The 20,318-nt window shown below is 39.1% G+C and carries 21 protein-coding genes, 6 tRNA genes, 1 other RNA gene and 1 riboswitch; of the genes, 16 read left to right on the top strand and 12 right to left on the bottom strand.

The genetic code is table 11. The features are described 5' to 3' along the window. The 5 genes from J582_RS0104600 to coaD form a co-directional block, all read right to left on the bottom strand. On the bottom strand, positions 1-614 hold a 614-nt coding region (locus J582_RS0104600), incomplete at its 3' end, for a porin (protein ID WP_228131708.1). A 148-nt stretch (positions 615-762) separates the two neighbouring features. Continuing rightward, a tRNA-Met gene (locus J582_RS11290) sits at positions 763-839 on the bottom strand. A gap of 64 nt (positions 840-903) precedes the next feature. Beyond that, positions 904-1,258: RNase P RNA component class A (gene rnpB / locus J582_RS11295), an RNA gene on the bottom strand. A gap of 27 nt (positions 1,259-1,285) precedes the next feature. Continuing rightward, entirely contained in the window at positions 1,286-1,549 is a 264-nt protein-coding gene (locus tag J582_RS0104595) for a YfhL family 4Fe-4S dicluster ferredoxin (protein ID WP_001979799.1), read from the bottom strand. A 1-nt stretch (position 1,550) separates the two neighbouring features. Then, positions 1,551-2,042 (bottom strand): pantetheine-phosphate adenylyltransferase, encoded by a 492-nt coding sequence (coaD, locus tag J582_RS11285; protein WP_000047853.1) that lies wholly within the window; start codon positions 2,040-2,042, stop codon positions 1,551-1,553. A gap of 135 nt (positions 2,043-2,177) precedes the next feature. Here coaD and smpB point away from each other — a divergent pair, with 135 nt between their 5' ends. Further along, entirely contained in the window at positions 2,178-2,654 is a 477-nt protein-coding gene (smpB, locus tag J582_RS11280; RefSeq protein WP_001029798.1) for an SsrA-binding protein SmpB, read from the top strand. A 41-nt stretch (positions 2,655-2,695) separates the two neighbouring features. Here smpB and J582_RS11275 read toward each other — a convergent pair whose 3' ends face one another. The 3 genes from J582_RS11275 to rluD form a co-directional block, all read right to left on the bottom strand. Then, positions 2,696-3,247 carry a flavodoxin family protein gene (locus tag J582_RS11275; protein WP_019456634.1) on the bottom strand — a complete coding sequence of 184 codons (552 nt, stop codon included), beginning with the start codon at positions 3,245-3,247 and terminating at the stop codon, positions 2,696-2,698. 221 nt (positions 3,248-3,468) lie between these two features. Next, positions 3,469-4,206 carry a peptidoglycan editing factor PgeF gene (gene pgeF, locus J582_RS11270; protein ID WP_032047889.1) on the bottom strand — a complete coding sequence of 246 codons (738 nt, stop codon included), beginning with the start codon at positions 4,204-4,206 and terminating at the stop codon, positions 3,469-3,471. A 10-nt stretch (positions 4,207-4,216) separates the two neighbouring features. After that, positions 4,217-5,269: a 23S rRNA pseudouridine(1911/1915/1917) synthase RluD gene (rluD, locus tag J582_RS11265; RefSeq protein ID WP_032047888.1), complete on the bottom strand. Its 1,053-nt coding sequence runs from the start codon at positions 5,267-5,269 to the stop codon at positions 4,217-4,219. A gap of 71 nt (positions 5,270-5,340) precedes the next feature. Between rluD and J582_RS11260 the strand changes: the two genes are divergently transcribed. Together J582_RS11260 and J582_RS11255 are read left to right on the top strand one after the other, a co-directional pair. After that, a complete protein-coding gene (locus J582_RS11260; protein ID WP_004888487.1) occupies positions 5,341-6,462 on the top strand; it encodes an outer membrane protein assembly factor BamD in 1,122 nt (373 codons plus the stop codon). Between the two features lie 158 nt (positions 6,463-6,620). After that, positions 6,621-8,486, top strand: coding sequence for a DNA primase (locus J582_RS11255; RefSeq protein ID WP_002050427.1), 1,866 nt, complete (start codon positions 6,621-6,623; stop codon positions 8,484-8,486). On the opposite strand, the gene hemA is transcribed toward J582_RS11255, so the two are convergent. Further along, positions 8,483-9,766 carry a glutamyl-tRNA reductase gene (hemA, locus tag J582_RS11250; RefSeq protein ID WP_002050406.1) on the bottom strand — a complete coding sequence of 428 codons (1,284 nt, stop codon included), beginning with the start codon at positions 9,764-9,766 and terminating at the stop codon, positions 8,483-8,485. The two genes, J582_RS11255 and hemA, sit on opposite strands and share 4 nt — an antisense overlap. An 88-nt stretch (positions 9,767-9,854) precedes the next feature. Between hemA and J582_RS11245 the strand changes: the two genes are divergently transcribed. The 12 genes from J582_RS11245 (at position 9,855) to panD (ending at position 16,097) form a co-directional block, all read left to right on the top strand. Beyond that, positions 9,855-11,564 (top strand): tetratricopeptide repeat protein, encoded by a 1,710-nt coding sequence (locus tag J582_RS11245; RefSeq protein ID WP_004888494.1) that lies wholly within the window; start codon positions 9,855-9,857, stop codon positions 11,562-11,564. A 4-nt stretch (positions 11,565-11,568) separates the two neighbouring features. After that, positions 11,569-12,147 (top strand): lipoprotein insertase outer membrane protein LolB, encoded by a 579-nt coding sequence (gene lolB, locus J582_RS11240; protein WP_002050400.1) that lies wholly within the window; start codon positions 11,569-11,571, stop codon positions 12,145-12,147. A gap of 18 nt (positions 12,148-12,165) precedes the next feature. Continuing rightward, the gene (gene ispE, locus J582_RS11235) at positions 12,166-12,999 is read left to right on the top strand and encodes a 4-(cytidine 5'-diphospho)-2-C-methyl-D-erythritol kinase (protein WP_025466192.1); all 834 of its coding nucleotides are present in this window, start codon (positions 12,166-12,168) and stop codon (positions 12,997-12,999) included. Next, positions 12,998-13,072, top strand: a tRNA-Gln gene (locus J582_RS0104590). The genes ispE and J582_RS0104590 overlap by 2 nt, the downstream gene beginning before the upstream one ends. A gap of 26 nt (positions 13,073-13,098) precedes the next feature. Further along, positions 13,099-13,173, top strand: a tRNA-Gln gene (locus J582_RS11230). 20 nt (positions 13,174-13,193) lie between these two features. Further along, positions 13,194-13,268: transfer RNA gene (locus tag J582_RS11225), tRNA-Gln, on the top strand. 92 nt (positions 13,269-13,360) lie between these two features. After that, positions 13,361-13,435: transfer RNA gene (locus J582_RS11220), tRNA-Gln, on the top strand. Between the two features lie 92 nt (positions 13,436-13,527). After that, a tRNA-Gln gene (locus J582_RS11215) sits at positions 13,528-13,602 on the top strand. 36 nt (positions 13,603-13,638) lie between these two features. Then, positions 13,639-14,589, top strand: coding sequence for a ribose-phosphate pyrophosphokinase (locus tag J582_RS11210; RefSeq protein WP_002050293.1), 951 nt, complete (start codon positions 13,639-13,641; stop codon positions 14,587-14,589). A 98-nt stretch (positions 14,590-14,687) separates the two neighbouring features. Then, a complete protein-coding gene (gene rplY / locus J582_RS11205) occupies positions 14,688-14,984 on the top strand; it encodes a 50S ribosomal protein L25 (RefSeq protein ID WP_002050375.1) in 297 nt (98 codons plus the stop codon). Between the two features lie 20 nt (positions 14,985-15,004). Next, positions 15,005-15,586 (top strand): aminoacyl-tRNA hydrolase, encoded by a 582-nt coding sequence (pth, locus tag J582_RS11200; protein ID WP_002050315.1) that lies wholly within the window; start codon positions 15,005-15,007, stop codon positions 15,584-15,586. A gap of 130 nt (positions 15,587-15,716) precedes the next feature. Beyond that, a complete protein-coding gene (gene panD, locus J582_RS11195; protein ID WP_005129474.1) occupies positions 15,717-16,097 on the top strand; it encodes an aspartate 1-decarboxylase in 381 nt (126 codons plus the stop codon). A gap of 52 nt (positions 16,098-16,149) precedes the next feature. Here the strand turns inward: panD and J582_RS11190 are convergent, their stop codons facing one another. Beyond that, positions 16,150-16,710 (bottom strand): GDYXXLXY domain-containing protein, encoded by a 561-nt coding sequence (locus J582_RS11190; RefSeq protein ID WP_022575870.1) that lies wholly within the window; start codon positions 16,708-16,710, stop codon positions 16,150-16,152. Continuing rightward, a complete protein-coding gene (locus tag J582_RS11185) occupies positions 16,710-18,491 on the bottom strand; it encodes a DUF2157 domain-containing protein (RefSeq protein WP_032047887.1) in 1,782 nt (593 codons plus the stop codon). Before J582_RS11185 ends, J582_RS11190 begins: the two co-directional genes overlap by 1 nt. Before the next feature lie 176 nt (positions 18,492-18,667). Then, a riboswitch (FMN riboswitch) is annotated at positions 18,668-18,818 on the top strand. A gap of 90 nt (positions 18,819-18,908) precedes the next feature. Between J582_RS11185 and ribB the strand changes: the two genes are divergently transcribed. After that, positions 18,909-19,568 (top strand): 3,4-dihydroxy-2-butanone-4-phosphate synthase, encoded by a 660-nt coding sequence (gene ribB, locus J582_RS11180; RefSeq protein ID WP_004710300.1) that lies wholly within the window; start codon positions 18,909-18,911, stop codon positions 19,566-19,568. Between the two features lie 60 nt (positions 19,569-19,628). Here ribB and J582_RS11175 read toward each other — a convergent pair whose 3' ends face one another. Next, positions 19,629-20,303, bottom strand: a complete 675-nt coding sequence (locus J582_RS11175; protein WP_032047885.1) for an HAD-IA family hydrolase — start codon at positions 20,301-20,303, stop codon at positions 19,629-19,631. Between the last annotated feature and the right edge of the window lie 15 nt (positions 20,304-20,318).

Raw genomic sequence — 20,318 nt, 5'->3', positions numbered from 1 at the left:
TTTTTTTCTTCAATATTAGTGCCATTGGACAAGTCATCAGCTTCAACAAAATTACCACTATATCGGCTTGAGTCCTTTGAAGTACCCTTATAATTTCCACCATCAGATGGATAAAAACCTAAGGTCAAATTATATTTATCATCTGCAAATTTATATTTAATTCCTAAATTATCAATATCTTCTAAACCAACCGTATTTAAAAGTGTCTCGTAATAACTGCTGCCCCAAAATTCTCCAAAGCCAAAATCAACAGGTTGTAAACCTACTGTAACTCTTTGTTGGTCAGATAGTTTATAACCTGCCCATACTTTTTTGAGAAAAATTGCGTCACACAGGCGATTATATTGGTAACAACGAGCATCTAAGCCCGCAATCCAATCTGGATTTTCGTAACCCAACACTAATTTAATATCTGTGAGTCGCCAGTCATCATTTTGAGAGCCTTCATTGGCCCCAACCACATAGTCCTTATGTAAATAACGGGAACGTACCGCACCAGACACTTTAAATTGACCCGAATCTAAAGTTGGATCACCCCAACTCAAATCAGCCGCAGAGACTTGTGCTCCAGCAGTTAAGCTTAGAATTCCTAAAAATAATAATGACCTTTTCATGTCTTCAACATCCTTGTTAAGTGTTATAAGAACATGAAGAAATTGGGTTAGACAAACAATGCCAGAACTATAAAGTCGGTCTTTACAAACTGTGTTTAATCAAAAAATAAGCATAAAAAAAGACCACGCAGGAGCGTGGTCTGTAAAATGGTGGCTATGACGAGACTTGAACTTGTGACCCCCGCATTATGAGTGCGGTGCTCTAACCAACTGAGCTACATAGCCGTAAACTGTGCGCGCATTATCTTAGCTTCTTTACCGCGCGTCAAGAAAAATTTTAAATAAAATGAGGTGAAGTGAGCCTATAAGCCGGGTTCTGTCGAGGATGGTCATTCCTCTAGGCGTACAATCACTCATACGCTCAAGCGACCTACCCGAATCCAGTACGGGCCGCACCTAGGATTCCTATTTGGTCTTGCTTCTGGTGGGGTTTGCCATGCCGTGAACTGTTACCAGACACGCGGTGCGCTCTTACCGCACCCTTTCACCCTTACCTCACGAATGAGGCGGTCTACTCTCTGCTGCACTTTCCGTCGGCTTTCACCGCCCAGGCGTTACCTGGCACCCTGCCCTATGAAGCCCGGACTTTCCTCTCCTGCTTCAGTCACGGAGACCTCCACAGCAGCGACCATCCGGCTCACTTCGAGGGCGCATATTAACAAATTTATTCACTAATTGCTTGTGCTTTTTTGAGCAATTAATCTTTTATATTTGTCTAATAGCTGTTCTTCCGTTTCCTCATGCTGCGGATCTTTAGGAATACAGTCGACTGGACAAAATAATTGACATTGTGGCTGATCATGGTGACCAACGCACTCGGTACATAAATCTGGATTAATTTCATAAATCACTTCACCCATAAAAATAGCTTCATTTGGGCAAACTGGTTCACAAACATCACAGTTTATGCACTCATCGGTGATATATAACGACACTTTACCAACCTTGTTGATGTTTACGTTCAAAAGCTTCAACCACAGCTTGCGGAACAAACTTGGTTACATCCCCTTTCAAACGTGCAATTTCTCGGATCAACGTCGAAGAAATAAAAGAATACTGTTCCGAAGGTGTTAAAAACACGGCTTCAAAATGTGGGTCCAACTGGCGATTCATATTAGCCAATTGAAACTCATATTCAAAATCAGATACTGCTCTTAAACCACGAAGTACTGCTGTAGCCTTTTGTTCTTTGAAAAAATTAACCAATAAACCATCAAAACCTACAAATTCAACATTTGATAGATGGCCTAATGATGACTGTGCCAGTGCAACTCTCTCTTCTAGACTGAACAAAGGATTTTTATGATGTCCAATTGCAATCGCTACTACGACCTCATCAAACATTCTTGATGCTCTAGTAACTAAATCAACGTGCCCATTTGTGATAGGGTCAAATGTTCCAGGATAAATTACACGCGTTTTAGACATCCGCTAGTACTCTAATTGTATTGTGCACCTATTTTAGCAAAAGTTATACACGAGGCGAAATATTGATATGTGGGAAAAAACTTCACCTTGGCATCAGTTTACGGCACAATAGGGACAATTGTGGAAGTTTGAATTATGGCGAAAGCAACAGTAGTAAAGAAACATAATGGCGGAACCATCGCACAAAATAAACGTGCCCGTCATGATTATTTTATCGAAGAAAAATTTGAAGCTGGCATGTCTTTACTCGGCTGGGAAGTAAAGTCTTTACGTGCTGGTCGTATGAGTTTGACAGAAAGTTATGTCATTTTTAAAAACGGTGAAGCATTTTTATTTGGTGCACAAATTCAACCGCTCCTTTCTGCATCTACACATATCGTGCCGGAAGCTACACGTACACGTAAATTATTATTATCTCGTCGTGAACTTGAAAAGCTTATGGGTGCAGTGAACCAAAAAGGTTATTCGTGCGTTCCATTAGCGTGTTACTGGAAAGGTCATCTGGTCAAGCTTGAAATTGCACTCGTGAAAGGTAAACAACTCCACGATAAACGCGCAACTGAAAAAGAACGTGACTGGCAACGTGATAAAGCCCGTATATTTCATAAATAATAGACTAAAAAGCCTCTATAAAGAGGCTTTTTTATTTTTTACTAATTTAATCTATATAAAAGTCCAGCAATATATTCACCAAACCATTTAGCAGTATCTAAATCACCTTGTGGCGGTGTAATTTCAACTGGTGCATTATCTGATTGAGTCATTAAACCTAAACAGCTCGATAAACGGTTTAAATCAGTTTCGGTATGGCCTGTTGTCATTAAAGGCAAACCAGACCAGAGCATGCCATGCTGCATCGCAAAAATATTAAGTTGTTGCAAAACCGCTAGCTTATCACCACTCAGGCCACCTGAATTTGCAAAACCCGCTGCTAATTTGCCTTGCCATAAACGATTTTTCCAGCGTTTGGAGGTACTATCCATAAACTTTTTAAAGTCGGCAGTTACACTCCCCATATATGTTGGAGAACCAAAAATAATACCCTGTGAGGCATCTAAAACATCCCAGTCAATGTGCTCAATATTCATCACATGTACTTTAACCCCCATCACCTCTGCACCAGCAGCAATAGCAGATGCTACCTTTGCGGTATGACCATAGGGGCTGTGATAGACAATAGAGAGATGTTTTTCAGGCAAAGACATAAGCTTAATTTTTTGAGCGATTTTTTGTATTTTATCATTTTATTAAAACTTGCTAAACCATGATCTATAAATATCAAAGACTAGCTTTTTAACGAATTATTTTAGTAAGTACTGAAAATACAAAAATAAAAAACTCTCTTATGTCATTTTAAAATCTAAATAACATAAGAGAGTGATAACACAACAATCGTACTTCTAAAATGAAATACGATTTTTATAAACTAAATAAAAACAAAAGTTGCCATACGTCCCGTTTTAGCATCACGGCGATAAGAAAAATACTCATCACCCTGTTGATATGAGCATTGATCGCCGCCTAAAACTTGCTTAACACCAAGGCCTTGCAAAATAAAACGAGCAATCGCGTATAAATCTGCATGAAATTTATCTGGAGCTGCTCCATCAATAAATGCAGTTTCCAATTCAGGATATTTACTACAAAAAGCAGTTTTTACTTCGGCTCCAATTTCAAAGCAAGGTTGACTAATCGCAGCTCCTAACCACGCCCAAGTTGGAGGGCTTTGCATTGCAGCAACTGTATTTTCAATAATACCACCCGCCAAACCTCGCCACCCTGCATGTAAGTTGGCAACTTCAGTGCCCTCTGCGTTACCAAGTACTACAGGCAAACAATCGGCTGTCATCATCATTAACGCATGACCTTTGGTTTGAGTAACCAATCCATCGCCAATTAATGCTGTAAAGGAAATTTGTTCATTTACCGTATGACAAATCGTACTATGCGTTTGGGTCATCCATGTCATTTTCTTAACACCAAACTGAGCAAATTCGTCTAAAAGCATCATTCGATGCTGCTGAACGCGTGCAGCTTCGTCTTTAACGTGTAAAGCAAGATTAAACCCAGTTAATTCGGTTTGGTCTGTTGGCAAAGCCAAAGGATGTTGAACACGTGTCTGCCCTACAAATACGCCTTGCGGTAAACCTTGAACAAATTCCATATGCATGTCCTTAATATGCAGCGTTTTCTGAACGTAGCACATTAACCAACTGAGTAAAATCTTCAGGCCAAGGTGCTTCAAATAACATTTCTTCACCAGTACGCGGATGTTTTAAACCCAACTTAGCTGCATGCAATGCTTGACGTTTGAAACCACGTAAAGTTTCAATGAGTAATTCAGATGCACCAGCAGGTACACGTATACGGTTCATATAAACCTGATCACCAATCAAGCCGTAACCAATATAACTAAAATGCACACGAATCTGATGAGTTCGGCCTGTTTCAAGACGAGCTTGCACACGAGTAAAATCTTTAAAACGCTCTTTTACGTTGTAATGCGTCACTGCATCACGCCCACCCGGTAAAATCGCCATTTTCACACGGTCAACTGGGTGACGTTTAATTGGCTCATCAATCGTACCGCCAGCAATAATATTTCCATAAACAACTAAGTCATATACACGATAAACCGACTTATTTGCCAATTGTTTACTTAAAGAAAATTGCGCTTCTAGTGTTTTAGCAACAACTAATAGTCCACTGGTGTCTTTATCAATACGATGTACTAAACCAGCACGAGAAAGTTCTGCCAATTTTGGAAAATGATAAAGCAAGGCATTCACTAAAGTTCCAGAGGTATTACCTGCTCCTGGATGCACTACCATCCCTACTGGTTTATTAATGACTAAAATATCATCATCTTCATAAACAATATTAAGTGGAATGTTTTCAGGTTGACTCGTCGTCTGAGCTTCAAGCTCAACTTCGAGCGTAAGTAGCTCTGTCCCTTCACAACGATGCTTAGGTTTAACAATGTTACCATTCACCAACAGATGGCCATCCTTCAACCATTGCTTGAGCTTTTCACGCGAAAACTCACTCCACACCATGGCTGCAACTTGGTCGATACGTTGCCCTAAGTAGCTTTCATCTAACTGAACTTGCAACGATAAACGTGTTGCAGTTGTATCAGAAGTATGGTTATCTGCATCCTCAGAATCTTCAAGTAAATTGAAGTCGGTTTCAGAGAAGTTTGTGTTTGAAGATTGTGCTGAAGTCATTTGATCATTGAGATAAAAGTGGTTTAATAGCGCAATTGTAGCTCATTGCCCAACATAACAGAGGAGTTTTTATGTCGCTACCACGTTATAAAATTACGATGCTTGCCTTATCTCTAGGTGTAGCGTCTGCATTTGTGGGCTGTAGCAGCAATCCAAGTAAAAAAGAAGTGGTCGATACTGGCCCGCAATCTAGTGAACAAGCATATTTTGAAAAGGCCCAAAAATCTCTTGATCGTGGTCAATATCTTGAAGCTACTAAATCTTTAGAAGCGATTGACACCTATTATCCAACTGGACAATACGCGCAACAAGCACAACTCGAACTTCTCTATTCAAAATTTAAACAAAAAGATTATGAAGGGGCGATTGCTCTAGCTGAACGCTTTATTCGTTTAAATCCTCAGCATCCAAATGTAGATTATGCTTACTATGTACGTGGCGTATCTAACATGGAGCTGAACTATGACAGTTTATTGCGCTACACGTCTTTGCAACAATCACACCGTGACATCAGTTATTTAAAAGTTGCTTATCAAAACTTTGTTGATCTGATTCGCCGCTTCCCAAGCAGCCAATATTCTGTCGATGCAGCACAGCGTATGAAATTTATTGGTCAAGAGCTTGCTGAAAGCGAAATGAATGCCGCACGCTTTAACGTTAAACGTAAAGCATGGGTTGCAGCAGCTGAGCGTTCACAATGGGTAATTGAACACTATCCACAAACACCTCAAATACCAGAAGCATTAGCAACTTTGGCATATAGCTATGACCAGTTGGGTGACAAAGCAACTTCACAACAATACATTGAAGTTTTAAAGCTTAATTATCCTAGCCTTGTTAATAAAAATGGCACAGTAAACATGCGTGCTGCCCGTAAAGAAGGCAACTGGATTAACCGTGCTACCTTGGGTATTCTTGGCCGTGAATCTAAGTCTACAACACCTGATACTACGACTACTGAAACAGAACCTAAACGTAGTCTACTGAACCGTGTAAGCTTTGGTTTAATAGGTAATTCTGGCAAAGAAGAAGCTCAAGAAACAACAAAAGCACCGGTTGAGACTCCAAAAACTGAACGTAGCTGGACTAACCGTTTAAGCTTCGGTTTACTTGATAAGCCTGAAAAAGCAGCAGAAGGTGCAACCACTGCACCTGCAGCATCTTCAACTGAACCGGACGACGCTGCTCAATAAGTCATAACAGCTTAAAAATAACCAACAAACAGGCAAGTGATATGACTTGCCTGTTTGTTTTTATAAAATAGTAAAATATTTATCGGGCATATCTCGTTTCATCATGTCAGAATAATCTGACCTATCGCATCATTAGTTTAAACACGGTTATCTGAATTATGGCAATTCCACAGCATACGATTGATCAGATTCTAGATCGGACAGATATTGTCGATCTGATTGGTCAACGTGTGAAATTGAAAAAGACCGGACGAACATATTCTGGTTGTTGCCCTTTTCATCAAGAGAAAACCCCTTCTTTCCATGTTTATCGCGATAAACAGTACTATCATTGCTTCGGTTGCCAAGCAAACGGCAATGCCATCCGTTTCCTAATGGATATTGATAACCGAAACTTTATCGATGTAATGAAAGAGTTATCGAGCAATGCAGGTGTCGAATTACCCAAAGATAATACCGATAATAAAAAACTGTCTTATACACGCCAGGTTACCAAACCACCAGTTCCAGCAAAAACAGTTGTTGAACCCAGTACTCAAGCACCTGTAGATGATCAGTACAATACACTTGAACCAGTGTATTTTGATGATCCTTTTGCCCAGTTCGAACAGCCATTTAATTTTGAGGAACCTGTACAAGAAGGTAATTTATACGACCTTCTAGAAAATGTTGCCCAGTTTTATGAGCATCAATTACCGACTAGTCAAAAAGCCAAAAATTACTTTAAGCAACGTGGTTTAAGTGACCAGACTATTCAGTTCTGGCGTTTAGGTTATGCACCAGAAGACTGGCAGCATCTAGAAAAAGCTTTTCCTTATGATATTGAGGGCTTAAAGCAACTTGGCCTCATCCGTTCAAGCGATAGTGGTCGTGACTTTGACCTTTTACGTGATCGTGTCATTTTTCCAATTCGAGACCCGAAGGGTCGTGTAGTTGGTTTTGGTGGTCGTGCACTCAATGACGAAATTAAACCTAAATACATCAACTCACCAGACTCAGAAGTTTTCCATAAAAACCAATTACTTTATGGTTTATATGAAGGTAGAAAATTAAAGTCTAACGACTGGTTAATGGTTGAAGGATATATGGATGTTATTGCTTTACAGCAATATGGTATTACAGGCGCTGTCGCGACTTTAGGAACGGCAAGTAATACAGAACACCTTAATATTTTATTTAAACAAAATAATCGAATTACAATTGCCTTTGACGGCGATATAGCAGGTCAAAAAGCAGCACGTCGAACTTTAGAAATTGCGTTACCACTTCTAAATGATGGACGTGAGCTTAAGTTCTTTGTATTACCAAATGATCATGATCCAGACTCATTAATTCGACGTGAAGGCCTCGAAAACTTCCAAAGACTTTTACAGCAAGCGCCCCTGCTCTCTGACTTTGTTTTTGCCCATCTTACTGGCCAACATGACATTAGTACGCCTGAGGGCAAAAGTCTTGTCATGGGCGAACTAAGAGAACTTACCGAGTTATTACCCAAACAGGGATCTTTCCGTTATCTATTAACCCAATCTTTCCGTGAAAAGTTAGGGTTAGGTAAGCGCTTTACCCCACAAATTAGTCATGATGCATCGTTATCTTTTAATATACAGACAAAAGATGAAGACTTTGCTGTCGCAATTTTGATGCACCATCCGTTTCTTTATATTCATTTTGAAGGATTACGGGCTTATATTCCACAAGATGAATTATTGGCTAAAATATTAGCAATTCTAAATCGTATATTTGATGAATTGCCTGATGACCAAGAGTTAGCGACATATTATGTGTTAGGTGCATGTAGCAGTTATTGCCATGAAATTGCAGATATTATGCAAAGAACTAATATTCAGGCATTAACTCAAGCACCAGAAGTAGCAGATAAACTCGCTAAAGAATATGCATTAGGCTTACAAGAAAGATATTTACGTCAAAAGCTAAAATCTAAAATTTCTTTAGTTGAGTCAAGAAACTTAAGACAACAACTCAATGAGCTCACCAAACAAATTAGCTTAAGATTATTGTCTTAACGTTTCGGTTTTCGCTCATGATCAAATACATCCTGTAGATGCTGTTGGAGCCACTCGAAATAATCAGGACTTTCTGCTTTAGCAGCTTCACGTAACAACATAGACGTTGGATGCATTAACTTTTGTGTTAAGCGGTGAGCAAATTCTTTGAGTACTTGCTCTGGATTGCCGCCATGGTGCAATGCATCTAAAGCATGAGCAAGTTCTTGCTGACTAATTTCTTCACTATGGTGGCGGTAAGCATGGATTGTACTGCCTGCTTCTTTGACTTTTTGATGTGTAATCAGTTGGGTGGCTAATTGATTCACCATCACCTCAGCTTCAACAGCTGCTTGACGGCGTTGGGCTAGGTTTTCATCAATTACACTTTGTAAGTCATCAACTCCGTATAGATATACGCCATCAAGTGATTCCACTTTAGGGTCAATATCGCGCGGTACAGCTAAATCAACCATTAACATTTGTTGATAACGGCGCTTTTTTAATGCCGTTTTAACATCTGCATACGCAATAACTTGATGCAAACTACCTGTGCAACTTGAAACAACATCTGCACGGTATAAATTTTCTGATAAAGCTGAAAAATCAATAATCTCAACTTCAACTTGATGGGCAATTTCTTGAGCGAGCAGGTCAGCACGTTCACGGCTACGATTACAGATAATAATCTTGGCAACACCCATTTCCGCTAAGTGCTTGGCCACCAGACTATTCATTTCACCTGCTGCAACCACCATAACAGTGAGTTTTTCAGGTTTACTAAAGACTTGTAAGGCTAATTGTGCAACAGCATAACCCATTGAAACTGCATGACTACCTACAGCTGTTTCTGTACGCACACGTTTTGCCGCATAAAAAGCGTATTCAAATACACTGTTTAACTCAGGAGAAACCGTCTGCGCTTCTTTAGACAATGCTAGAGCATTTTTTACCTGCCCTAAAATTTGTGGTTCACCTAACATTAAGGAATCTAAACCACTTGCAACACGCATTAAATGTGTGATCGCTTGAGCATTCTCGTAACGATAAACATGATGAATTAACTGCTTTACATCAATATTATTGGCATCGGCTAACCATTTCAGAAGGCTTTCGGCATCTTCCGCCATGGCGTAGACTTCTGTACGGTTACAGGTTGAGACAACCACTAAGTCTTTTAAAGACTCATGATGGCGTTGCTCGGCAAGCAAATTACTTAATCGCTCTGCATTGAAAGCAATTTGCTCGCGGAGTTCTACAGAAGCTGTTTGATGGTTGACACCCAATGCAAAGAAAGACATATCAGATCATCATTTCGCTAAATTTATGCTATTGTGCAACATCGGTGTCATAAAAAGCATTACTTTGGATCAATAAAAATTGCGTCAAATGAATAGCCGTATTAATTTTAACGGTGCTTCGATAAGACAGTATTCTACCACATTCTTATTGTTAGGTAGCATGTCCTCATATGTCTATGCACGTCCGTTGCAAGAGACCTATGCCGTGCATTCATTTGATCAGGCTCTACAACAGAGTATGGTCGCTGAATTTGCCTTAGCTTATGACGATATTCCTACGGCACTGCATAATTACACCGTACTTGCAATTAGAAGCAACTCAACAACCATTAAACAGCGTGCTTTAGATGTTGCACTTGAATACAACGACTTACAAGCTGCACTAAATATCGCAACACATTGGGTCGTTCAAGAGCCTAAAGACGTCCCTGCTTTGTTTTATTTATCGCATATTGCATTAAAGACACATGAATATCAGCTTGCTGCTGAAACTTTGGATAAAATTTTAAAAATAGATCCAACTGCCGATCTTGAACAAATTTTGGCAAGTATTGCACCCGAAAATGCACAAGACCGAGAAGTTTTATTAACCGCTTTACGTTCAAGTGCAGAAAAGGAAAATCCTTCTATTTTAGCGCTTATCGCTAATCTGGAAGCACAAAATGGCCAATTAGAACCAGCACTAAACACCATTAATCGTGCACTACGCCGTCGTCCTAAAGTAACCAGTTTTATCTTGATGAAAGCCAACCTGTTGATTGCCCTAAGTGATCAAGAAGGTGCTTTAAAATGGTATGCAAAATCCAGCCGTAAATATAAGAAAAATCTAGATATTCGATTAGCTGAAGTGCGATATCTCATTCAGATTAATCAGCCCCAGCTTGCTCTTGAAAAATTAGAAAAAATTATTGAGAGCAATCCTCGTGCTGAAGAAGCATTATTTATTGCGGGCTTAACCAGTATTGACCTGAAGCAATATGATAAAGCTGAACAATATTTGGTTGATTTACGCAACTCTGCAAAGTATCAAAATGAAGCGTATTACTACCTAGCAATCAATGCTGAACGAAAACAGCACTATGAGACTGCTAAAGCCTATTACCGTTTAGTAGATGGTAGTCTTTACATTGTTTCCAGACGTAATCTTATTGCGATTTATGATAAGCAAGAAAATTTACATGATGCATTACGTTTTTTAACTCAAGAGCGAGTCAATTATCCGCAGCATGCAAGCTTTCTCTATCAAGCTCAAGCTGAAATTTTAAAGAAGATGGGCAATAAAAAAGCTGCATTAAATTTATTAGATGAAGCGATCAAAAACTTACCAGATGATCCAGAACTCATCTATGCAGAAGTTTTATTATTAGACCCTTATACCGACCGCGACAAACTAGATAAAACACTGAAGCAATTATTACAGTTAGAACCGAATAGCCCGACTTATCTAAATGCTTATGCGTATACGTTGGCTTTACAAAACCGTAGATTAAAAGAAGCACGACAATATGCTGAACAGGCATTGGAATATGCACCTGAGCAAGCCTCAATTCTTGATACGCTGGGCTATATTGCATTTTTACAAAATGATTATGAAGCAGCAGCGGAAGCTTTAGGCAAAGCATATGAACTCAGCCATAACATAAATATTGGCATTCGTTACGCTAAAGCATTGTATATGCAAGGATCGTTAACTCAATTTAGTACCGTGTTACAACAACTGAAACAAAAGCACGCGAATGATCCACAATTGCATCAGCTTGATGCGTTAATTTTACCTACATCTGTAAAAAAGAGTTAAATTTATGAGCAAACTTGCCCAACTGTGCACAGCGATCTGTGGATCAAGTGTATTATTCTTAACCGGTTGTCAGCATTTTACTCAGCCTAAACCCGCAGTTACCCACCAAGTACAAGATGAAAAACACTTCAATTTGCAAGGTAAAATTGGAGTACGTACTCCCCAACAAAGTGGTAGTGCTTTTTTCACATGGGTTCAACAGCAAGATAATTTTGATATCGAGTTAAGTGGAATTTTAGGTGTTGGAAAAACACAAATTCAAGGAAAACCGGGTGAAGTCACTCTAAACAGCGCTAAAACTGGCGTTATTACAGCAGCTTCCCCTGAAGAGCTTTTAGAGCGTGCAACTGGTTGGCAAGCCCCCATTACTCATTTAACCAGCTGGATTTTAGCGAAACCTGCAACTTTAAATGCCCAAATTAGCAAAGATAATGCAAACCGTGTGAGCCAACTCATCGAAGATGGTTGGACGGTTAATTTTAGTTATGATGGTGAACAAACTTTACCAAATAAACTGGTTTTAAAGCAGGCGCTTGCTGAAGATAAAGAAAACCGTATTACAATGGTTATCCAAAACCGTTAAGTCTAACTATATAAATCTATGATTCGAGTTCCTTCTCCAGCCAAGCTCAACCTGTTTTTACATATAACGGGACGTCGTGAAAATGGTTACCATGAATTACAAACCATTTTTCAACTCATTGATTTATATGACTGGATGACTTTTTCCCCTATTGAGAAAGATGAAATCCAGATTGAAGGTTTAGGTGAGGTTCAACTTGAGCAGAATCTGATTTATCGGGCTGCTCAAATATTAAAACCGCATGCAAAAAAATTGTGTGGCCTACACATTAACATTGAAAAAAATATTCCAATGGGTGCAGGTCTAGGCGGAGGTTCTTCGAATGCCGCCACAACGCTCATTGTTTTAAATCAGTTATGGCAATGTGGCCTAACTCAGACAGAGCTTGCTGACTATGGTGTAAAACTTGGTGCCGACGTTCCTATTTTTATTTATGGTAAAAATGCATGGGCTGAAGGTATTGGTGAACATTTAACATTCATAGACTTAGATCAAAAACAGTTCATTATTTTAAAACCTGATTGTTTTATCAGCACTCAATTGCTTTTTTCACAAAAAACATTGACAAGAGACACTAAGACCACTAAATTTTGCGCCTATCAGTTAGAACCTTCTAATTTTGGAAATAACTTTGAGCCTTTGGCTAGAAAGTTATACCCTGAAGTTGAAGAAGCAATGCAATATCTTGATCAATTTGGTCATGCAAAGCTTACAGGTACAGGTGCTTGTGTTTTTACTGAAGTAACTGATGAAATGAATGTTGATGACATTCTTAAACGTGCACCATGTAAAGCTTACTTGGTACATAGTTTAAAAGAATCTCCTTTACATCATTTTAAAGTTGCAAGTTAGGGGCGTCGCCAAGTGGTAAGGCAGCGGGTTTTGATCTCGCCATCCGTTGGTTCGAATCCAGCCGCCCCTGCCAATTTCACCTGTAATGATGATTATATTAGGGGCGTCGCCAAGTGGTAAGGCAGCGGGTTTTGATCTCGCCATCCGTTGGTTCGAATCCAGCCGCCCCTGCCATCATATATATCATCGAATTTAGGGGCGTCGCCAAGTGGTAAGGCAGCGGGTTTTGATCTCGCCATCCGTTGGTTCGAATCCAGCCGCCCCTGCCATTCTTCTTATTTTAAAGACAGACTTAATTGCCTTGCTTTTTGTTGATTATTCTTGACATTGCATTGCAAAAATATTAAAGTTCTGCCGCATTAGGGGCGTCGCCAAGTGGTAAGGCAGCGGGTTTTGATCTCGCCATCCGTTGGTTCGAATCCAGCCGCCCCTGCCATTCTTCTTATTTTAAAGACAGACTTAATTGCCTTGCTTTTTGTTGATTATTCTTGACATTGCATTGCAAAAATATTAAAGTTCTGCCGCATTAGGGGCGTCGCCAAGTGGTAAGGCAGCGGGTTTTGATCTCGCCATCCGTTGGTTCGAATCCAGCCGCCCCTGCCATCTATTTCATTACATACCAACCGCCAAGGGTGCTTCATGCCCAATCTTGTCGTTTTTAGTGGAAATGCTCATCCACAGTTCGCTCAAAAAGTCGTAAGTCACTTACATATCCCTCTAGGTGCTGCATCAGTCGGTCACTTTTCTGATGGAGAAATTTCAGTAGAAATTACTGAAAATGTTCGTGGTAAAGACGTATTTATCGTTCAGCCTACTTGTGCGCCTACCAATGATAACCTTATGGAAATCTTGGTTATGGCAGATGCTTTGCGTCGTGCAAGTGCTGGTCGTATTACCGCTGTTATTCCTTATTTTGGTTATGCTCGCCAAGACCGTCGTCCACGTTCTGCACGTGTGCCGATTACAGCTAAAGTTGTTGCAGACATGCTTACCACTGTTGGTATTGATCGTGTCGTAATGATTGATTTACATGCTGACCAAATCCAAGGTTTCTTCGATATTCCAGTCGACAACATCTACGGTACTCCTGCTTTGCTTGCTGACTTACGTCAACAACAACATGATAACCTTATGGTGGTTTCTCCTGACGTTGGTGGTGTAGTACGTGCTCGTGCTGTAGCCAAACAGATGGGTGACATCGATTTAGCAATTATTGACAAACGTCGTCAAAAAGCCAACGAATCGCAAGTTATGCATTTGATTGGTGATGTAAAAGATCGTGATTGCGTTATTGTAGATGACATGGTTGATACTGCTGGTACATTGTGTAAAGCAGCTGATGCACTTAAGCAATTCGGTGCACGTCGTGTTGTTGCATATGCAACTCACCCTGTACTTTCAGGTAAAGCAATTGAGAACTTACGTAACTCAGTAATTGATGAGTTAGTCGTAACTGACACAATTCCTCTTTCTGAAGAAGCATTGAACTTGGGCAAAATCCGTCAAGTTTCTGTTGCTAGCATGGTTGCTGAAACGATTCGTCGTATTAATAACGAAGAGTCTATCAGCGCGATGTTCGATAGTTTATAATATTGCAGCTTTTTCTTAACCCTGGCTTTGGCTGGGGTTTTCTATCACTAAACTGGTCGCAAGTTTAGTTTATTTAATCTTTAATGAGGATTTATCTCATGGCAAACTTCGTATTCAACGCTCAAGCGCGTGCTGAAGACAAACAAGGGAAAGGTGCGAGCCGCCGCCTTCGTCGCGAATCTTTAGTTCCAGCTATCATCTACGGTGGTAACGCTGAACCTGTAAGTGTTACTTTAGAACTTCGTGAGCTTGTAAAAGCTTTAGAAAGCAATGCTTTCTTTGAAGAAGTTGTAGAAATTAAAGTGGGCGATAAAGTTGAAAACGTTAAAATTCAAGCGTTACAACGTCATCCATCTAAAAACACTCCTATGCACGCTGACTTCAAACGCGCATAAGTGTTTAAAGGCGTAAATTAGTGTCAAATATTTCGCTAATTGTTGGTTTGGGCAATCCTGGTTCAGAATATGCCCAAACCCGCCATAATGCAGGTTTTTGGTTCGTTGAACAGCTTGCAGATAAATATGGCATTACATTAAAAAATGATCCAAAATTTCACGGAATTAGTGGTCGTGGTAATATAGAAGGGCACGATGTTCGTTTACTTCTACCAACGACTTATATGAATCGTTCCGGACAAAGTGTTGTTCCTTTCTCAAAGTTCTATCAAATTGCTCCTGAAGCAATTCTGATTGCTCATGATGAACTTGATATGAACCCTGGTGTAATTCGTCTTAAAACAGGCGGTGGGCACGGCGGTCATAACGGTTTACGTGATATTGTCCCACATATTGGTCCAAATTTTCATCGTTTACGAATTGGTATTGGACATCCAGGTTCAAAAGAAAGAGTTTCTGGGCATGTACTCGGAAAAGCGCCAAGTAGTGAACAAAGCCTGATGGATGGAGCAATTGATCACGCTCTTTCTAAAGTGAAGTTACTTGTTCAAGGACAAGTATCACAGGCCATGAACCAAATTAATGCGTATAAACCAGCTTAAATTGTTGAACAATCAAGCTTGCTATCTTGCTTTTTTAGGAGCAAAATGCGCATCAGCCACATTGCCAGAACGGCAAAGGCAAAAGATTTCACTATAAGATCTTCTTAGGTCTACTCAGGAGACGCTAGCCATGCTATCTCGTTTATTAAAATGCAAAATTCACCGTGCAGTTGTAACCCATGCTGAACTTCACTATGAAGGTTCTTGTGCAATTGATGGCGTATTAATGGATTTAGCTGGTATTCGTGAATACGAAGAAATCCACGTTTGGAACGTAACTAATGGCAAGCGCTTCACAACTTACGCGATTCGTGGTGAAGATAACTCTGGCATTATTTCAGTAAATGGTGGTGCTGCTCACCAAGCAGATGTTGGCGATCTTGTAATTATTGCTACGTTTGGTGATTTCACCGAAGCTGAAGCAAATACTCACAAACCACGTTTGGTATATGCAAACCCAGACAATACAGTCAATCACACAGCGAACTGCATTCCTGTGCAAGTTGCCTAATTAAAGATTTAAAAGTAAAAAAGCCCGTAAATACGGGCTTTTTTATACGCCTTTATAAACTTCTAGCAGTCCCCTTCCACCAACTGTGCTGTTGCTTACAGTTTAAAGGCTGTAGCTCTTCTCCACGTAAATCAAATAAAATCGCCTCTCCTTTTGTATTTACCTTAAATTCAGCATACTTTGCTTTCTCATAGCATTGAGCTAGACCTTCGGCAAATAAGAAGCTTCGAGAAGCTGGATATAAAGCCTGTAAACGATTTTCAGGATTTTTTAAAATTAAACGCTGCCCAGCAAATGAATTGTGAGTATCTAAAATGGTACGAACTACTCGATTTTGTGAATCTAAAATAACTTTTGCTGAAACAGAAGCATGATTAAAAATCACTTGATCTAAAGCCTCACTTTCACTTCCCGAAAGCGCTTTGAGAGATTGTAAATTTAATTCATATGCGAGCGCCATATAGTCCCCCTGTAAAATAGAGCGAGGGTCAACCGGCTTAAGCTTAATAAAAATACTTTTACTCTGATGCTGGTGCCATTCATTTTTCGCAACCAAACCTGCAAAAAATAATACAGTGGCTACTGCAAGCATAAGGGAGAAATACTTTTTCATTACTTTTCCCCCTCAATAAAATTGCTTTTAGCTTCCTTCAGAAGCAATCCATATAAAGCCAGCAATATAATGCCCGACACCAAGATTGATGCACTTTTAGCTAAAAAACTTAATTGTAAACTGTAATAAAGTTGCCAGAGCACAAAGGCAAATACTATGAGCGTAACACCATAAACAATACGATCTTTAGTTTTTAAAGCCCATGTCAAAATAACAAATAAAATGAATACTTCAAAATAGCCGAGTGCAATAAGTAATATGCCAAAAATTAAAAAGGCAAAAAAAGTTAGACCGTGGAGTTGTCGATAGAGATAGAAAAAACCAAAGTATAATAACCATACGCACGGCAATGCATAAAGGAACCATAGTGACTGATCAGCCGAATCAACAAGTGCTAATCCTATAAAGGTATCAAAGAATGAACTCACCAAAATTACAACGAGCGTATATAAGAAGATACTCCGCTTATACGATACGACCGCTTTACTTCCTATCAGTAGTACCGAGCTAAAAACCAAATAGTTAAGTAAGACTAAATTGAAATAAGTCTGACTAGAGTTTAAGGACCATAATGAATGATCCATTTGTAGTAGATAGATAACTGCTATGCCATAAGTTGCAAGCATTTGAATTAAAATAAAGAACCAGTGAGGCTTAAGAAAATAACTGATACATAAAATAAAGATCTGAGCAATTAATACCCATAAAATTTGATCCATTTCAGAACCAAGATGGAATAAAAAAGCAGTCTGTCCACTCACAAATAAACAATATGCAAACTGTCGGATGAAATAGCTTTGCGATTTTGTTAGTAAAGTTATAGCTATAGCAACAAAGATGATTCCAATAACTAAGGAAATAGTCTCCCAAAACACCAAAGTAAATGCTGCAAGCGCTAGACCTGCAAGCCAAGCACCAATTGCTAAAGGAATGATATAAAAACGGCTTTGACGGAAAATCTTGATTAAGAAATAACTAATGAGTGCAAACCAAGTAAAAATAATCCCTGCGATCAATAAAAAGATAAACTCATTAGAATCTTTAAATAGATGATTAATACCATCCACAAGCCATATGGTAGCCGTCACGCCAAGAACAGCAGCCATTAAACTGGCACACAACTGATCATTTTTATTAAAAAAATAATAAAAAGCCATGATTCCTAGAAAAAAAGCCGAGATCAGATAAGATAAATTTTCACTTGATAAGAATTGAATCATCCCTGTTATTGAAATAACAGCAAACCAAGCAATAAAAATAAAACGTAAGGCTATATATTTCTTTTGACAGATCCAGAACTGTACAAGACTTAATAAATTTAGTGCAAAAAGATAAAGATAGGGAAACTTTTCTGCCCAGAAAGTCTGTTTAAAAAATAAAAAAAGGGCGAGTTGGCTTGTGATACAAATTAAAGCAAAGATTCCAATATTTGGGCGATATAGCCACGGCAATAAAAGCAAAGTCCAAATCAAGAAAAGTAAATAACTGTCTGCACCAGTTTGATAAACTTGCCCAATTACAGCCAAACTCAAACCGACCATTAAGCCGCAAATGCCATGTAAAGTCTGCCGTATTCCCTCGCTTAAGGTATCGTTTATGCTCACCCAAGCTGTGATAAGCAATATAACAGGTGGAATAATGAGTTGAATGCTATCAGGAAGCATCAACCAATTAGCAGCAATTAAATAAAGAATACTGAGCGCCATAAATACATAACTGAAAATATGGAGATGCTGAATAAATAAAGTATTCCTAAATGGATAATAGTCTCTTATCTGCATGAAACACCTGTTTTATTTATAATTTTCTATAAAAAACATAGCATTCCCTTTTAAAGCCAACAAGTAAGCGCTTGTTAAAAAACCTATTTCGTTTTATGAAAATGCTTATTCATAATGAGACTTAGCATTCTACAAAAGCATCTAGCCAATTTTGCCAAGCGCGCTATAATAAAACCCATCGCTTCAGGGCGGGGTGTAATTCCCCACCGGTGGTAAAGTTAATTTTCATATATAAATTAACAAGCCCACGAGCTTAAATTGTGTAATTTGAGCAGATTTGGTGAAACTCCAAAGCCGACGGTATAGTCCGGATGAAAGAAGACGACGAACTGGGATAAATCCGTTTTATTTCAGTGCCAGCCTGTTTTTACATCAGTCCTGAAATGTTCAACCGTATTTTTACGAGAGCGTTTCATTATGTCTAGCTTAATTCAACCAGAACTTTTTTTCTCAGCCCTCTCTCCTGCTGAACAGCGCATTCAACAAGCATTAGAAGATATCCGTCAAGGTAAACCTGTATTGGTGATGGATGACTTTGATCGTGAAAATGAAGCAGATTTAATTGTTGCAGCCGAAACCCTAACTGTTGAGACCATGGCACGTATGATTCGTGATGGCTCAGGTATTGTATGTTTATGCCTGACAGAAGAATTAGCAGATCATTTAGATCTTCCACCAATGGTTTCTCAAAACTCAAGTCAGTTTCACACTGCATTTACAGTGACCATTGAAGCTGCTCAAGGTGTTACCACTGGTGTTTCTGCTAAAGACCGTGTAACAACGATTAAAACTGCTATTAAAGATGGTGCTGTTGCAAGTGACTTAAATCGTCCTGGTCACGTTTTCCCATTACGTGCACGTAATGGTGGCGTGCTTACTCGACGTGGTCATACTGAGGGAACAATTGATCTAGCAAGATTAGCAGGTTTAAAACCTGCTGGTGTGTTATGTGAATTAACTAATCCGGATGGCACTATGGCATCCGGCATTCAAGTTTTGGCTTATGCACAAACTCATCACTTGACAGTGATTACAATTGAAGAACTTGTTCAATACCGTCAACAACACGGTATTTAAATAAAAAAGGTTTGACTTGTTTACTTACAAGTCAAACCTCTCAATTATAATTTTTGAAATTTAAGAAACTTTCTTTTGTACTGCCTGTTGTTCAACATAATCTAAAAGCTCAGAAAATTTCGTAATCGTTGCTTTTGGCTGTGCTTGATCAAGTTCCTCTGCTGTTCCATAACCATAAGTCACAGCTACCGCCTCAATACCATTGTGGCGAGCACCTAAAATATCATATTGACGATCACCCACCATTAAACATTCTTCTGGATTTAATTGCTCACGTTCAAGAATATAATGGATAAGCTCAGCTTTATTGGTGCGTTCACCGGTTAATTCACTGCCATAAATATGTACAAAATATTGGCTTAATTCAAAATGGTCTAAAATTCGTTTTGCATAAATCGTTGGTTTAGCAGTAGCAACGAACAAACGATATCCTTCTGCTTTTAAAGCTTTAAGGGTTTCTGCAACAGATGGATATACTTCATTTTCAAATAAGCCAATCACCGAAAAACGCTCACGGTAAGCAAGTAAAGCTTGCTCAGCTAAAGCATCATCTTGGGTAGCTAATAATTTTGCTAATGATGCTTTTAATGGCGGTCCAATTGTCCAATCAATATTTAAATCGGCAGCTAAAGGATAACCAAGCTTCTCCATTGCATAACGAATTGATGTATGGATGCCAACTTTAGGGTCTGTTAAGGTTCCATCTAAATCAATCAAAATATGTTTTATAGCCATTCAATCACTAACCCA

This window comes from Acinetobacter sp. 1566109 (assembly GCF_000582255.1).
GTDB lineage: Bacteria > Pseudomonadota > Gammaproteobacteria > Pseudomonadales > Moraxellaceae > Acinetobacter > Acinetobacter nosocomialis.
The sequence above is the reverse complement of the archived record's forward strand: the minus strand, read 5'-3'. Positions and strand labels throughout refer to the sequence as shown.